The sequence below is a fragment of the Mycolicibacterium wolinskyi genome, from assembly GCF_002101965.1.
Classification (GTDB): Bacteria; Actinomycetota; Actinomycetes; order Mycobacteriales; family Mycobacteriaceae; genus Mycobacterium; species Mycobacterium wolinskyi.
This window is the reverse complement of record NZ_LQQA01000015.1, coordinates 188538-201013: the sequence shown is the minus strand read 5'-3', so window position 1 is coordinate 201013 and position 12476 is coordinate 188538. Positions and strand designations below refer to the sequence as shown.

Sequence of the window (12476 nt, the reverse complement as noted above, 5' to 3'; positions counted from 1 at the left end):
GAACTGGCGATGGACGGTACCGTTCCGCGCGACATCGCCCGCGACAAGCAGACCGCGCTCGCTTCACAACTAGCTCAGATCGAACAGCAGCAGACACTACTCAACTCCGCTGCCATCGACTACGCGACCATGATCGAGAAGGTGCTACGGATCATCAGCCAGTGCGCTACCGCGTACGCACAGGCGCCCGGAAATCTCCGTCGTGACTTCAACCAGGCGTTTTTCGAGCGCATCATCCTGGACACATCCGAAAAACAACCGATGGCCAGCGCCAAGCACACGGAACTGTTCGAGATCATCGAAACCGCCACCGTCACTGATCCAGGCCGTCACACAGGCGAGGAATCCCTACGTCCGAGGACATATTCGACCATCAAGGGTTCGATGGTCGTCTCTTGGGTGGAGCTAAGGGGACTCGAACCCCTGACCCCCACACTGCCAGTGTGGTGCGCTACCAGCTGCGCCATAGCCCCTGATGTCGTGCTCATCGAAGTTACACCACGGCTACCCCTGGTTCAAAATCGCTGGTCAGGGGACCTCGCCGCCGGCCTCTGGACCGAGCGCGCGGGCCGGAGTGTGCTCCGCGGGCGGCCGTGGGCGGGTCTCGGGCGCAAATGTCCAGCCCAGGGCGGCCAGGAGGAGGATCGCCCCGCTGATCACGAACGCCCACGAGAACGAGAGGTACTGCGCGATCAAGCCGACGAGCAGTGAACCGCCGATCGAACCGACGTCGGCCATCATCTGGAATGTCGCGACTGCCGTGCCGCCGCGGGCCTTGTTGCCGATGATGTCGGCGACCGCGGCCTGCTGTGGCGACGTGAAGATGCCGGTCGCGAAGCCCGCGATATAGGCGCTGACGAGGAACAGCGTCAGACCATCGGTGAAGCCCACGAGCACCGTCGAGATCCCCGCCGCCGTGAGCCCGACGATCAGCAGCATCTTCCGGCCCACCCGGTCGGACAGGTAGCCGCTAGGGATCACGGCGGACACGTTGCCGATCGCGAACGTGGCCAGGGCCAGCCCGGCCATGCCGGCACCACGGTGGAACACCTCGGCGATGAACAGCGGCACGAGCGCGATCCGCAGGCCGAAAGCCGACCATCCGGTGGCGAAGTTCGACAGCAGCGCGGCGCGGTACGCCCGGTTGCGCAGCGCGGTGCGCAACGTGACCTTGTCGCCCTCCTCCGGGTCGGGCGCGGCCAACGACGAGTGACGCAGGCTGATGAACACGACGGCCGCCGCGACGAGCAGGGCTGCGCCGTAGATCAGGAACGGCGCGCTCAGCCCGAGCCCTGCGGTGAGGCTGCCGAGCACCGGCCCGCCGACCGAGCCGACCAGAAACGCCGACGAGAACATCCCGGCCACGCGGCCACGGGCGTCTTCTGGACTCACCCGGATCATCAGTCCGAGCGCCGAGATGAAGAACATGGTCGAGCCGATCCCGCCCAACGACCGGAAGAGCAGCAACTGCCAATAGGTCTGTGCGAAGGCGCAGGCGCCGGTGGACAAGGCCACGATGACGAGCCCGTTGACGTAGATCCGCCGCTCCCCCATGCGCTGGATCAGCATGCCGGTCGCCGGTGCGAAACACAGCCGCATCAGGGCGAACGCGGTGATGACGAAGGTCGCGGCGCTGATGCTGACACCGAAGTGCCGTGCGTAGGACGGCAGCACCGGCGCGACGACACCGTAGCCGAGGGCGATCACCGCATTCGCGACGATCAGGACCCAGACTTCACCGGGCAGGTTCGGCTTGGTCTGGCTGGAACAGTCACCCTCCGCTACGGAACTCACGCGCGATCCCGCTGCGCTTCTCGCTGAATACTCACCCGATGACTGTATTAACCACATCCTTGGCGGCCTGCTGCACCTCTGCCAGATGGTCGGCACCGCGGAACGACTCGGCGTAGATCTTGTAGACGTCCTCGGTGCCCGACGGCCGGGCGGCAAACCACGCGTTCTCGGTCGTCACCTTCAGCCCGCCAAGCGCGGCGCCGTTGCCGGGCGCGGCGGTGAGTTTCGCGGTGATCGGCTCACCGGCGAGTTCGGTGGCGGCCACCTGCTCGGGCGACAGTTTGGCCAGCCGCGCCTTCTGCTCGCGGTCGGCGGGCGCATCGATGCGGGCGTAGGTCGGCGCCCCGTAGCGTTCGGCGAGTTCGGCGTAGCGCTGCGACGGCGTCGAACCGGTGACGGCGAGGATCTCCGAGGCCAGCAACGCCAGGATGATGCCGTCCTTGTCGGTGGTCCACACCGAGCCGTCGGTGCGCAGGAACGACGCGCCGGCACTCTCCTCGCCGCCGAACCCGATGCTGCCGCAGATCAGCCCGTCCACGAACCACTTGAACCCGACCGGAACCTCCACGAGCTTTCGCTCCAGCCCGCCGACCACCCGGTCGATGATCGAACTGCTGACCGCGGTCTTGCCCACCGCGGTGCTGCCCGGCCAATTCGGCCGGTGCGTGTACAGATAGTCGATCGCGACGGCGAGGTAATGGTTCGGGTTGAGCAGACCGCCGTCCGGCGTGACGATGCCGTGCCGGTCGGAGTCGGCGTCGTTGCCGGTGGCGATCTGATAGCTCTCCCGGTTGGCGATCAGCGAGGCCATCGCATTCGGCGAGCTGCAGTCCATCCGGATCTTGCCGTCGGTGTCGAGTGTCATGAACCGCCACGTCGCATCGACGAGCGGATTGACCACGGTGAGGTCGAGGTTGTGCCGTTCGGCGATCGCGCCCCAGTAGTCGACGCTGGCCCCGCCGAGCGGGTCGGCGCCGATCCGGATGCCCTCGGCACGGATCGCATGCAGGTCGACGACATTCGGCAGATCCGAGACGTACGCGTCGAGATAGTCGTGGCGTTGCGCGGTCTGCAGGGCACGGGCCAGCGGCATGCGTTTCACCGGCTTGAGCCCGTCACGCAGAATCTCGTTGGCCCGCTTGGCGATGGCGCCCGTCGCATCGGTGTCGGCGGGCCCGCCGTTGGGCGGGTTGTACTTGAACCCACCGTCGCGCGGCGGGTTGTGGGACGGGGTGACGACGATTCCATCAGCCAGGTCGCCCGCACGCGAGGAGGATGTACTGCCGGAGCCTCGGCCCCGGTTGAACGTCAGAATCGCGTGGCTGACCGCAGGCGTCGGCGTGTAGCGATCGGCCGAATCAATCATCGCCACAACGTCGTTGGCGGCGAGAACCTCCAGCGCCGACGCCCACGCCGGCTCCGACAAGGCATGGGTGTCGCGGCCGATGAACAACGGGCCGGTGGTGCCCTGCGCCGCGCGGTACTCGACGATGGCCTGTGTGGTGGCGAGGATGTGAGCTTCGTTGAACGCCGCGTCCAAGCTCGAACCGCGATGCCCCGACGTGCCGAACACCACCTGCTGCGCCACGTCCTCCGGGTCGGGTCGCTTGGTGTAATAGGCGGTCACCACCTGTGCGACGTCGATGAGATCCTCGGGTTGTGCCGGTTGTCCGGCTCGTGGATTGGCAGCCATGATCTCGATTCTGCTCCCTGGCGAATGTCGGTGCGCGGCAGTCGCCGAGTTGCCGCCATACTTTTACTCCGTGTTTCGGATGTTCGGCCACGACCCACGAGAGCTTGCCGCCGTGTTCGTCGGCGGCGCCCTGGGCACGCTGGCCCGCGCCGGCCTTGAGACGCTTCTGGCTCCCGATCCCGGCCGGTGGCCGTGGCCGACGTTCTGCGTCAACATCGTCGGCGCATTTTTGTTGGGTTATTTCACCACCCGGCTGCTGGAACGCCTGCCGGTGTCGAGTTACCGCAGGCCGCTGCTGGGCACCGGTTTCTGCGGCGGTTTGACCACGTTCTCGACGATGCAGGTCGAGACCATAACGATGATCGAACACGGGCATTGGGCGCTGGCCGCGGGTTATACGGCGGCCAGCATCGTCGCAGGATTGCTCGCAGTGGTCATCGGCACCGCCGTGGTGCGGCGGGTGAGTGTGCGCGCATGACAACCGCACTGGTGTGGACCGGCGTTGCGCTCCTCGGTGGGGCCGGCGCGGTCTGCCGGTTCTTGATCGACCGAGCCGTCTCGACGCGACTCAAGCGCGGCTTCCCGTTCGGCACCCTCGTCGTGAACATCAGTGGTGCGCTGTTGCTCGGTTTTCTCGCCGGGCTGGCGCTCAGCCCGCATACCGCACTCCTGGTGGGCACCGGTTTCGTCGGCTCGTACACCACGTTCTCCACTTGGATGTTGGAAACCCAGCGCCTCACCGAGGAACGTCAAGTCTGGCCCGCGGCCGCCAACATCGTGGTCAGCGTCGCACTGGGTCTGACCGCTGCATGGTTGGGCATGTGGTTGGGCGGTCGGCTGTGAGCGCAGACCACCTCAAGCTGACCGCCTACTTCGGCGAACGGCAGCGCCACGGGCGGCGGTTCGCCGCCGACGCACTGCTCGACCTGTTCGGCGAGGCTGACGTCGCCACCAGTGTCATGCTGCGCGGCATCGCCAGCTTCGGTCCGCGCCGCCAGCTGCGCAGCGACGAGACGCTGAGCATGTCCGAGGATCCGCCGGTGGCGATCGCGGCGGTCGACACCGCCGACAAGATTTCGGCACTGGCCGACCGAGCAGTCGAGATGGTCCCCCGCGGGCTCATCACCCTCGAGCGCGCTGTCCTGGTGAGCGCCGGATCACCGGCGGCCGTACCCGAGACGGCCAAACTGACCATCTATGTCGGCCGCCACCACCGCGTCGCGGGCACGCCGGCATATCGCGCCGTCTGCGCGGTGCTGCATCGCCACGGGTTCGCCGGTGCCACCGTGTTCCTCGGTGTCGATGGCACCGAGCACGGACAGCGGCGCCGCGCCCGATTCTTGAGCCCCAACGCCGATGTGCCGATGATGATCGTCGCGATCGGGACCGGTGATCAGGTTGCCGCGGTGCTCGGAGAATTGGCCGAGCTGTTGGCGGAGCCGCTGTTCACCGTCGAACGCGCGCAGCTGTGCAAGAGCAACGGCGAACTATTGAGTCGACCGAAAGCGCTTCCGGGGCAAGACAAGCAGGGCCGGGCGCGGTGGCAGAAACTCATGATCCACACGTCCGAGACCGCGTTGCACGGCGGTGTGCCCATCCACCGGGCCATCGTGCGCAGACTGTTGGAATCCGGCGCCGCCGGAGGCGCAACCGTGTTGCGTGGCGTCTGGGGGTTCAACGGTGACGGGAAACCTCACGGCGACAGGTTGTTTCAATTCGGTCGCCAGGTTCCGGTGACCACGGTCGTGGTGGACACCCCGGACCGCATCGCCGCGACGTTCGACATCGTGGACGCACTCACCGCCGATCACGGCCTCGTGACCGCCGAATTGGTTCCGTCGGCGACGACGGTCGATGCCGGATACCGCTCCGGCAGCACCGATCTCGGCCGATACGACTACTGAGTTCCCAGCATTCTTTCAGGAGCCTCACAGCTTGATGTAAGCCTAGCCTAACTTTACTTTCAGGTGTACCGTCCCAACCCATGCAGTCAACATCCCCTGAAGCGATCAGCGCCGCCCTCACCGAGATCTTGCGCGACGACATGAATGTCGACATCCGCAGGGTGACCCGGGACTCGCGGCTCGTCGACGATGTCGGCCTCGACTCGGTGGCATTCGCCGTCGGCATGGTGGCGATCGAAGACAAGCTCGGCGTGGCGCTTTCCGAAGAAGACCTGCTGAGCTGCGACACCGTGGGCGATCTGGAGGCCGCCATCCTGGCGAAAGTGCCCGCCGCCCAGAGTAACCAGTGAACCCGCTGGCTGCAGTACTGGCGGAGTCGCTGACGTCCAGCAGCGCCGATCTCGTCGTTTTCGACTCCGAAGCCCGCACCTGGAGCCGCCATCCGTGGGGCCAGGTGTACGCGCGTGCGGAGAATGTCGCAGAGCGGATCGGGCAGGACGGGTCCTCGGCCGTCGGCGTCGTCGCCGAACCGACCGTAGAAGCCATCGCCGCCATCATCGGCACCCTGGTATCCGGTGCGGCGCTGTCGATTCTGCCCGGACCGGTGCGCGGCTCGGATCCCGGCCAGTGGGCACAGTCGACGCTGAACCGCCTCGCCGGCATCGGCGTGGGCACGGTGTTCAGCCACGGCAAGTATCTGGAACAACTGCGCGGCGGCGAAACCACACTGGTGATCCACGACGACACCGAGGTCGCCCACGACAAGCGCTCGTCCACGCTGAACCTCGGTGCACCGGCGAGCGAGTTCGCGGTCCTGCAGGGCACCGCCGGTTCGACCGGAGTGCCACGCACGGCGCAGATCGCTCCCGACGCCGTGCTGGCCAACCTGCGCGGCCTCGGCGAACGAATCAGCTTGTCGCGCAACGATGTCGGCTGCTCGTGGTTGCCGCTTTACCACGACATGGGCCTGACCTTCCTCCTCACCGGGGTGTTCGCGGGCTGTGAGGTATGGCAGGCACCCACGACGGCGTTCGCGGGCTCACCGTTCAGCTGGGTGCATTGGCTGACCGAAAGCCGGGCCACGCTGACCGCGGCACCGAACATGGCGTACGGCCTGATCGGCAAGTACACGCGACGGCTCGTCGACGTCGATCTCTCGTCGCTGCGGTTCGCGCTCAACGGCGGGGAGCCGGTCGACTGTGAGGGTACGGCTCGGTTCGGCAGCGAGCTGGCCCGATTCGGCTTCGACCCGGGCAGTCTGTGCCCGTCCTACGGCCTTGCCGAATCCAACTGCGCGGTTACGATTCCCGTTCCCGGTGTCGGACTTCAGATCGACGAGATCAAGGTCGAGACGGAAAACGGTTCCAACATGCAACAGCTGGCGGTCCTCGGGCAGGCCATCCCGGGCATGGAGATGCGGCTGCGGCCCAGTGCCGACAACGCCGGCATCTCCGACCGCGAGGTGGGCGAACTCGAGATCCGCGGCTCCTCGATGATGTCGGGATACCGGGGCGAGCCGCCACTCAACCGCGACGACTGGTTCCCGACGGGCGACCTCGGCTACTTCGTCGATGGCGGGCTGGTGATCTGCGGCCGGAAGAAGGAGCTGATCACCGTGGCCGGGCGCAACATCTTCCCCACCGAGATCGAGCGGATTGCCGCCCAGGTGAAGGGTGTTCGCGAAGGCGCGGTGGTGGCCGTGGGAACCAACGAGCGCGCCGTACGGCCGGGACTGGTGATCGCCGCGGAGTTCCGCGGCACCGACGAGGCCGGCGCCCGCAGCGAAGTGGTGCAGCGGGTGGCATCCGAATGTGGTGTGGTGCCGGCAGATGTGGTGTTCCTACCGCCCGGCTCACTACCACGAACCTCCTCGGGCAAGCTGCGCCGACTGGAGGTCAAACAACATCTGGAGAGTGTGAAGTCATGACCGCGACAACACCGACCACAGCGGAACGGACACCGGCCACCACCACGATCGACGAATACCGCGATCTGCTCGACCGGGTCTTCGACGACCAGGTCAAGGCCTGGACCGCGGAAGCCGAAGAGACCGAACGCTTTCCGCGCCAACTCATCGAACACCTCGGCCGCAACGGCGTGTTCACCGAGAAGTGGGGTGACGGTCAACAACCCGATGTCGCCAAGCTGATCGAGCTCGCATTCTCACTGGGCCGCACCGGTTCGGCGGGCATCGGCGTCGGCGTGAGCCTGCACGACTCGGCGATCTCGATCCTGCGCCGCTTCGGCAAGAACGACTACCTGCGCACCATCTGCGAGCAGGCTGTCCGCGGCGAAGCGGTGCTGTGCATCGGCGCATCGGAAGAATCCGGCGGCTCCGATCTGCAGATCGTCGAGACCGAAGTGCGCACGGCCCGGGACGGTTTCGAGATCAAGGGCATCAAGAAGTTCGTCTCGCTGTCACCGATCGCCGACCACATCATGGTGGTGGCGCGCAGCGTCGATCACGATCCGACCAGCCGGCACGGCAACGTCGTCGTCATCGCCGTCCCCACCGCGCAGGTCGAGGTGCAGACGCCGTACCGCAAAGTCGGCGCCGGACCCCTCGACACGGCCGCGGTGCACATCGACACCTGGGTGCCCGCCGACGCGCTCGTGGCCCGGGCCGGCACCGGGCTGGCTGCGATCTCGTGGGGCTTGGCGCACGAACGCATGTCGATCGCCGGTCAGGTGGCCGCCGGAGCACAGCGCGTCCTCGGAATCACCTTGGCCCGCATGATGAAACGGCGCCAGTTCGGCCACACGCTGTATGAGCACCAGGCGCTGCGGATGCGGATGGCCGACCTCCAGGCGCGGGTGGACCTGCTGCGCCACGGGCTGGCCGGGATCGCCGCCGGCGGCAAGCTCGACCTGCGTGCCGCGGCAGCCATCAAGGTCACCGCGGCCCGGCTCGGCGAAGAGGTGCTCTCCGAGTGCATGCACATCTTCGGCGGCTCGGGCTATCTCGTCGACGAGACACCGCTGGGCAAGTGGTGGCGCGACATGAAGTTGGCGCGGGTTGGCGGCGGCACCGACGAAGTGCTGTGGGAGTTGGTGGCCGCGGCCATGAAACCCGACTACGAGGGATACGCCGAGTTCGGGCAGGACTGAGTTCCCTTCGGCGAACAGACACGTAGGTACCCGAGAACGAGCGTTCTTGGGTACCTGCGCGTCTGTTCGCCGGGAGTCAGGCCGGCGTGCGCGGCAGCGCGTACAGCGCCATGCGCCGGTTGGACATGTCGTGTTCGCCGAGGAACGTGCAACCGGCCCACTCGCAGACGCGGCGCGCTCCGGTGTTGCGGTGATCGGGATCGAACATGATGCGCCTGCAGTTCGGATCGAGCTCGAACACGCTGGCCACAACCTTGGGCAGCAGGAACGGGGCGATGCCCTTGTTCACGAGATTCAGATCGGCGATCGCGGCATGCACGCCGATGTCGTGCGGATCGGCGTCGTAGCGCGGCGCAATCGAATCTTTCGCGGCGCGATAAACCTCGATGTAGCCGGCGGGTGTGCCCTTGAAGCTCGCGATCAACGGCCGCGAGTATTCACCATCGAGCTGCGCCTGCAGATAACGCCGCCAACGCTCCGGCGGCCAGTCGTACTCCCAGGCCTCCACCAGGTGCGGGCGGTTCATCCACTCCGACACCATCTCGGCGTCGGCGTCCGCGTCCGCCAGCCGAATGCCGTACGGCTCGGCCACCACCGGTATGGGCGGTGCCGGGACAACACGCACCGCATCGGCAATATCCGTCAGCTCGCGCTTCAGAACAGGTTCAAGCGCCTCATCGATCTCGGTCATTTGAGCGCCGAGCCTACCGTAGCCAGTGAGGATAGGTTTACCTTCCTCCGGCCCGTCACGCGTCAGACCAGGAGTTTGGCGAGCACGGTCAAGTGACTCAGTTCGAGCTCGCGGGTGGCCGTCACGAGCGTGACCGGCCCGTCGCGCAGCATCTCCCGCAGCTCTTCCAGTGGCGCGGCGCCCGCGGGTGCCGACAGTTCCTCGGCATAGCGCTCGGCGAACTCGTCGAACCGCTCCGGCGTGTGGTCATACCAGCGGCGAAGTTCGGTGGAGGGTGCCACACCGGGTAACCACGTGCCGGCCCGCGGATCGGTTTTCCGCATGCCACGGGGCCACAGGCGGTCGGCCAGGACCCGAGTTCCCTCGCCGGGTTCGGGCTGTTCATAGACCCGCGCCAATCGCACCTGCCGCTCATCCCCCATGGCGTGCCATCGTAGAAGGATGAGTGAAGATCGCGTCGCCGATCTGCAGCGCTGGGAGGACTCGGGGGGCCACTGGCAGGTGATCGCGCGAACCAAAGACGGCCTCACCGTCGCGCTCCTGCGCTGTGACGGCGGCGAAGAAGTCGACCGATTCACCTCGATCGATCCGAGCCTGCTCGACTACGTCGGCGGTCGCTCGAGCAGCCAGGAACCCGAGTAGGCCTACGGCGCGTCAGGGCGCGGCGGCCACACCGGCGCGCCCAGTTCCCGGGAGATGGTGCGGGCGGTATCGCGCAATGCGTCGAGCGCGTCGGGTTCGAGCGGCCACCGCGCGGCGGGCACGACCAAGCTGATCGCGCCGACCGCCTCGGCGGTCGTGTCGAAAACCGCTGCGGCCGCCGAACATTCGCCTAGCACCGCTTCTTCGGCTTCGGTGGCGATACCCGTCGCCCGCACCTGCACGAGCTGATCGGCCAAGGCCGCCGGATCGGTCATGGTCTCACCCGTCATGCTGCGCAGCGATGTCACCGGCGGCCGCTCCGCCTGGAACGCGAGCAGGGCCTTGCCGAGCGCGCTCGCGTGCGCCGGTATGACGATCCCGACTTCCGGCATCTGCCGGGTTCCGTCCGGTCGCGGTTCGTGGGCGACGACAACGACCTCGTCGAACAGCAGTACCCCGGTCCGAACCGCGCAGCCGGTCCGCCGCGCGAGGTTCTCAGCCCAAATCGTCACGCGCGAGCGGAGTTCGAGCGTGTCCAGGTAGACGTTGCCCAGCCGCAGCGTCGCCGGGCCGAGCCGGTAACGGCCACTGTCGAGCTCCTGCTGGACCATGCCGTGCGCGAGCAGCGTGCGCACCAGGCCGTGCACGGTCGACGGCGCGAGTTCGATCGCGGCGGCGATCTCGCCCAGGCTCATCCGCCGCCCGCCGCCCAGCACCGTGAGGATGCGGAGCGCACGATCCACCGCCTGGATCATCGCTGCCCCCTTCGACTCGGCTCTTGTGCTCACCGAAGCATAAGCGTATGTTCCAGATCACATTCGACATTGTCGAATGACATCCGAGATGGTCGACTCACACTCCAGGAGAACGTCATGGACGAACCCTCGTTAATCCAGAAACTGGCGGCCGAGGCATTCGGAACCGCCTTCTTGGTCTTCGTGGGGGTCGGATCGGTGCCTGCGACGATCATCGTCAACGGCGATGCCCCGTTCACCATGGCCGACCTGGGCATGATCTCGTTCGCTTTCGCGACGGTCGTGGTGGCGACGATCTACGCGCTCGGACACATATCCGGCAATCACATCAACCCGGCTGTCACGCTCGGACTCGCTGTCACCGGCCAGTTCCCGTGGTCCCGTGTCCCGGCGTACATCGGCGCACAAGTGCTCGGTGCGATCGCGGGTGCGGCCGCGATCATCGGCGTTCTCGGCACTGCGGCCCGTGACGCCGGACTCGGCATCGCGACCTACACCGCCGACATCAGCGCAGTACAGGCGTTTTTCGCCGAGTTCGTGGGTACGTTCATTCTCGTGTTCACCGTTTTCGGCGTGATACACCGCAAGGCCACCGCGGGCTTCGCCGGCGTCGCGATCGGCCTCGTGGTGTTCGCCGCGATCATCCCGGTGGCACCGACCACCGGCGCCTCGATCAACCCTGCCCGCACATTCGGCCCCATGTTGGTCCAACAGATCGCAGGCGGTTCGGTGTCGTGGAACCAACTGCCCGTATACCTCGCCGCCGAATTCCTCGCCGGCGCCCTGGCGGCACTAGCCTACGTCGCCATCTCCCGAACCCGCGCCGACGCCCCGCCGGCCGCCGCACCCGCCCCCGCCCAGACCACCACCGCAGCCTGAGGACGCCCACCATGAAAAAGCTCATCAACGATCCCGCCGACGTGATCGGTGAAGCCCTGCGCGGCATGGCCATTGCTCATCCGGAACTGCGCATCGACCACGCCAACCGCATCGTCTACCGCGGCGCTGCGCCGGTGGCCGGCAAGGTCGGCCTCATCTCGGGAGGCGGGTCGGGGCACGAGCCACTCCACGGCGGGTTCGTCGGCGCGGGCATGCTCGACGCCGCCTGCGCCGGTGAGGTGTTCACCTCGCCGGTGCCGGATCAGATGCTGGAGGCGACGAAGAACGTCGACAGTGGCGCGGGGGTACTGCACATCGTCAAGAACTACACCGGCGACGTGATGAACTTCGAGATGGCCGCCGAACTCGCTGCCGCGGAAGGCATCACGGTCGAGTCGGTGATCGTCGACGACGATGTCGCGGTGCAGGACAGCACCTACACCGCCGGACGGCGCGGCGTCGGCGCGACCGTGCTGGTCGAAAAGATCGCAGGCGCTGCCGCCGAGCAGGGCCGGTCGCTGGCCGAGGTCGCCGATGTCGCGCGCCGGGTCAACGCCGCATCCCGCAGCATGGGTGTGGCCCTGACCTCGTGCACCGTGCCCGCGGTCGGCCATCCCACCTTCGACCTTCCCGAAACCGAGATCGAGGTCGGCATCGGAATCCACGGCGAACCCGGCCGTCAGCGAGTGCCGATCCAACCGGCGCGGGCGGTCGCCGAACTGATGGCCGAGCCCGTCCTGGCCGACCTCGACTTCGCCGGGGAGGACGGGGTCATCTTGTTCGTCAACAGCATGGGCGCAACGCCGCTCATCGAGTTGTACGTCATGTATTCGGAATTCGCGGCCATCCTGGACAAAGCCGGGGTCCGGATCGCACGCTCCCTGGTGGGCCCCTACATCACCAGCCTGGACATGGCGGGTTGTTCGGTGACGGTATTGAAGGCCGACGACGAGCTGCTGCGGCTGTGGGATCACCCGGTGAACACGCCCGCGCTACGGAAGGGATGCTGA

At 66.9% G+C, this 12476-nt stretch carries 15 protein-coding genes and 1 tRNA gene; 9 read left to right on the top strand and 7 right to left on the bottom strand.

Features of this window, described 5'->3' with window-relative positions:
- Positions 1-144: 144 nt before the first annotated feature.
- The 4 genes from AWC31_RS15380 to pgm form a co-directional block, all read right to left on the bottom strand.
- Positions 145-333, bottom strand: coding sequence for a hypothetical protein (locus AWC31_RS15380; RefSeq protein WP_085145010.1), 189 nt, complete (start codon positions 331-333; stop codon positions 145-147).
- Positions 334-400: 67 nt separating this feature from the next.
- Positions 401-473, bottom strand: a tRNA-Ala gene (locus AWC31_RS15375).
- 55 nt (positions 474-528) lie between these two features.
- The gene (locus tag AWC31_RS15370; RefSeq protein ID WP_085145009.1) at positions 529-1794 is read right to left on the bottom strand and encodes an MFS transporter; all 1266 of its coding nucleotides are present in this window, start codon (positions 1792-1794) and stop codon (positions 529-531) included.
- A 31-nt stretch (positions 1795-1825) separates the two neighbouring features.
- Positions 1826-3487, bottom strand: coding sequence for a phosphoglucomutase (alpha-D-glucose-1,6-bisphosphate-dependent) (gene pgm / locus AWC31_RS15365; RefSeq protein WP_085145008.1), 1662 nt, complete (start codon positions 3485-3487; stop codon positions 1826-1828).
- Positions 3488-3566: 79 nt separating this feature from the next.
- Between pgm and crcB (AWC31_RS15360) the strand changes: the two genes are divergently transcribed.
- The 6 genes from crcB (AWC31_RS15360) (at position 3567) to mbtN (ending at position 8499) form a co-directional block, all read left to right on the top strand.
- Complete coding sequence (crcB, locus tag AWC31_RS15360) at positions 3567-3965, top strand: fluoride efflux transporter CrcB (protein WP_067857676.1); 399 nt, start codon at positions 3567-3569, stop codon at positions 3963-3965.
- Positions 3962-4330: a fluoride efflux transporter CrcB gene (crcB, locus tag AWC31_RS15355; RefSeq protein WP_067857518.1), complete on the top strand. Its 369-nt coding sequence runs from the start codon at positions 3962-3964 to the stop codon at positions 4328-4330. The genes crcB (AWC31_RS15360) and crcB (AWC31_RS15355) overlap by 4 nt, the downstream gene beginning before the upstream one ends.
- Positions 4327-5391 carry a putative PII-like signaling protein gene (locus tag AWC31_RS15350; protein WP_234816866.1) on the top strand — a complete coding sequence of 355 codons (1065 nt, stop codon included), beginning with the start codon at positions 4327-4329 and terminating at the stop codon, positions 5389-5391. Before crcB (AWC31_RS15355) ends, AWC31_RS15350 begins: the two co-directional genes overlap by 4 nt.
- 80 nt (positions 5392-5471) lie before the next feature.
- The gene (locus AWC31_RS15345; protein WP_085145006.1) at positions 5472-5741 is read left to right on the top strand and encodes a mycobactin biosynthesis acyl carrier protein MbtL; all 270 of its coding nucleotides are present in this window, start codon (positions 5472-5474) and stop codon (positions 5739-5741) included.
- A 5-nt stretch (positions 5742-5746) separates the two neighbouring features.
- Positions 5747-7318: a long-chain-fatty acid--ACP ligase MbtM gene (gene mbtM, locus AWC31_RS15340; RefSeq protein WP_207626376.1), complete on the top strand. Its 1572-nt coding sequence runs from the start codon at positions 5747-5749 to the stop codon at positions 7316-7318.
- Complete coding sequence (gene mbtN, locus AWC31_RS15335; protein ID WP_067857504.1) at positions 7315-8499, top strand: mycobactin biosynthesis acyl-ACP dehydrogenase MbtN; 1185 nt, start codon at positions 7315-7317, stop codon at positions 8497-8499. The genes mbtM and mbtN overlap by 4 nt, the downstream gene beginning before the upstream one ends.
- Positions 8500-8575: 76 nt before the next feature.
- On the opposite strand, the gene AWC31_RS15330 is transcribed toward mbtN, so the two are convergent.
- Together AWC31_RS15330 and AWC31_RS15325 are read right to left on the bottom strand one after the other, a co-directional pair.
- Positions 8576-9190 carry a GNAT family N-acetyltransferase gene (locus tag AWC31_RS15330; protein WP_085145004.1) on the bottom strand — a complete coding sequence of 205 codons (615 nt, stop codon included), beginning with the start codon at positions 9188-9190 and terminating at the stop codon, positions 8576-8578.
- Between the two features lie 62 nt (positions 9191-9252).
- Positions 9253-9612, bottom strand: a complete 360-nt coding sequence (locus tag AWC31_RS15325; protein ID WP_085145003.1) for a DUF488 domain-containing protein — start codon at positions 9610-9612, stop codon at positions 9253-9255.
- 19 nt (positions 9613-9631) lie between these two features.
- Between AWC31_RS15325 and AWC31_RS15320 the strand changes: the two genes are divergently transcribed.
- A complete protein-coding gene (locus AWC31_RS15320) occupies positions 9632-9832 on the top strand; it encodes a hypothetical protein (RefSeq protein ID WP_067857495.1) in 201 nt (66 codons plus the stop codon).
- Positions 9833-9834: 2 nt separating this feature from the next.
- Here the strand turns inward: AWC31_RS15320 and AWC31_RS15315 are convergent, their stop codons facing one another.
- A complete protein-coding gene (locus tag AWC31_RS15315) occupies positions 9835-10587 on the bottom strand; it encodes an IclR family transcriptional regulator (protein ID WP_085145002.1) in 753 nt (250 codons plus the stop codon).
- 117 nt (positions 10588-10704) lie between these two features.
- On the opposite strand from AWC31_RS15315, the gene AWC31_RS15310 reads away from it, so the two are divergent.
- Complete coding sequence (locus AWC31_RS15310) at positions 10705-11466, top strand: MIP/aquaporin family protein (protein WP_085145001.1); 762 nt, start codon at positions 10705-10707, stop codon at positions 11464-11466.
- Positions 11467-11477: 11 nt separating this feature from the next.
- Positions 11478-12476: a dihydroxyacetone kinase subunit DhaK gene (gene dhaK / locus AWC31_RS15305; protein ID WP_085145000.1), complete on the top strand. Its 999-nt coding sequence runs from the start codon at positions 11478-11480 to the stop codon at positions 12474-12476.

What these genes read in the sequence shown, in the direction of transcription:
- dhaK (WP_085145000.1), top strand. Translation starts at nt 11,478, where the DNA reads ATGAAAAAGCTCATCAACGATCCCGCCGACGTGATCGGTGAAGCCCTG.
- AWC31_RS15320 (WP_067857495.1), top strand. Translation starts at nt 9,632, where the DNA reads ATGAGTGAAGATCGCGTCGCCGATCTGCAGCGCTGGGAGGACTCGGGG.
- AWC31_RS15315 (WP_085145002.1), bottom strand. Translation starts at nt 10,587, where the DNA reads ATGATCCAGGCGGTGGATCGTGCGCTCCGCATCCTCACGGTGCTGGGC.
- AWC31_RS15330 (WP_085145004.1), bottom strand. Translation starts at nt 9,190, where the DNA reads ATGACCGAGATCGATGAGGCGCTTGAACCTGTTCTGAAGCGCGAGCTG.
- AWC31_RS15325 (WP_085145003.1), bottom strand. Translation starts at nt 9,612, where the DNA reads ATGGGGGATGAGCGGCAGGTGCGATTGGCGCGGGTCTATGAACAGCCC.
- AWC31_RS15310 (WP_085145001.1), top strand. Translation starts at nt 10,705, where the DNA reads ATGGACGAACCCTCGTTAATCCAGAAACTGGCGGCCGAGGCATTCGGA.
- crcB (WP_067857676.1), top strand. Translation starts at nt 3,567, where the DNA reads ATGTTCGGCCACGACCCACGAGAGCTTGCCGCCGTGTTCGTCGGCGGC.
- crcB (WP_067857518.1), top strand. Translation starts at nt 3,962, where the DNA reads ATGACAACCGCACTGGTGTGGACCGGCGTTGCGCTCCTCGGTGGGGCC.
- pgm (WP_085145008.1), bottom strand. Translation starts at nt 3,487, where the DNA reads ATGGCTGCCAATCCACGAGCCGGACAACCGGCACAACCCGAGGATCTC.
- AWC31_RS15345 (WP_085145006.1), top strand. Translation starts at nt 5,472, where the DNA reads ATGCAGTCAACATCCCCTGAAGCGATCAGCGCCGCCCTCACCGAGATC.
- mbtN (WP_067857504.1), top strand. Translation starts at nt 7,315, where the DNA reads ATGACCGCGACAACACCGACCACAGCGGAACGGACACCGGCCACCACC.